Origin of the sequence: Fictibacillus sp. NRS-1165 (genome assembly GCF_050468105.1) — a bacterium.
Lineage (GTDB): Bacteria > Bacillota > Bacilli > Bacillales > Fictibacillaceae > Fictibacillus_C > Fictibacillus_C terrinigri.
Genome location: NZ_JBDPNU010000116.1, coordinates 1 through 1,197, shown reverse-complemented (window position 1 = coordinate 1,197; position 1,197 = coordinate 1). Strand labels below are relative to the sequence as shown.

General features: G+C 43.4%; 2 protein-coding genes. Both read right to left on the bottom strand.

All coding sequences use genetic code 11. The features are described from left to right. The coding region (locus ABHN01_RS24810) for a sensor histidine kinase (protein ID WP_429877760.1) at positions 1-468 on the bottom strand (468 nt) is incomplete at its 3' end. A 16-nt stretch (positions 469-484) separates the two neighbouring features. Beyond that, on the bottom strand, positions 485-1,197 hold a 713-nt coding region (locus ABHN01_RS24805), incomplete at its 5' end, for a PAS domain S-box protein (protein WP_429877759.1).

Here is a 1,197-nt window from a genome sequence, read left to right as displayed (position 1 = left end):
TGTAAAGAAGATTTTAATAAATGATGTGTCTGCATACTTAGCTGCATTATGCAGAGCCTCCTGGCACACTCGAAACAACGTCACATTTTGCCCTTCCGGCAGCTTTCTCTCCTTTCCTCCTTCTTCTATCTCCACTTCAATGCCAAACGTCGCTGTATATTGCTTCGCATAACTTTTTAAAGCAGGATAGATGCCAAGTGTACTAAGCGATGGCGGATGAAGTTCAACAGAAACCATTTGAATCTCTTTAATCGACCGTTCCAACGACTGCACCATTTCTTCCGCAAAGCGCTTCATATGGTTGTCTGTCATTCCGCTCTGAATAAACTGCAACCCTGTATAGAAACTATACAGGGTTTGACCAACACTTTCATGAAGTTCATAGGAAATACGTTTCAGTTCCTCTTCCTGGGTTTGTATGATATAAGATATTACCGATTCCTTTGATTGTTTGGATGGTTCTCCCATCATCGCTCCTCCTGATTCACATGCTTTTTGTCTTATAGTGTGTGATATCACTGAACATGCCCGCAAACTGGTTGATTTCTCCTGCTTCATTTTTTATGGCACTGATGGTCAGCCATTCAAGGTAGTTCTGGCCGTCTTTTCTCTGGTTCCAAATTTCTCCCTGCCAATATCCTTTTTCTTCAATGGTAAGCCACATGTTTTTATAAAAGTTTTGATCTTGAAGACCAGACTTTAACAGATTCGGATTTTTTCCAATCACTTCTTCAGGCCCATATCCGGTCAACTCGCTGAACGCTGGATTCACAGAAATAATCTTCCCTTCTTTATCCGTGATCATGATTCCCTCTGCCGTGCTGTTTAAGACTTGAGCCGACATGCTTAGACGGTCTTGGTAATACATCCAAATCACGAGTACCAGACTTGCCAACGCCACTTCTGATAAGGCCATAAAACCGATGGCATAATGTCCCGTGAGTTTAAAGAGGACCGCTAAGATCAGTGGAGGAAAGAACCCTCCAAGTCCACCCATAGCGGATACCACACCGTTCACAATACCAGCTTGCTTCGGAAAGTAACTTGGAACTAGCTTGAAAATGACTCCGTTGCCCATGCCTGCGCAAAACGCAATGGTCAGACACCCGAGCGTGTACAGTTGGATAGATGGAGCAAAAGACAGAAGCAAGGCGGAAAGCGTATATCCCCCAAATACAAACATGAGAAGTTTTAAGG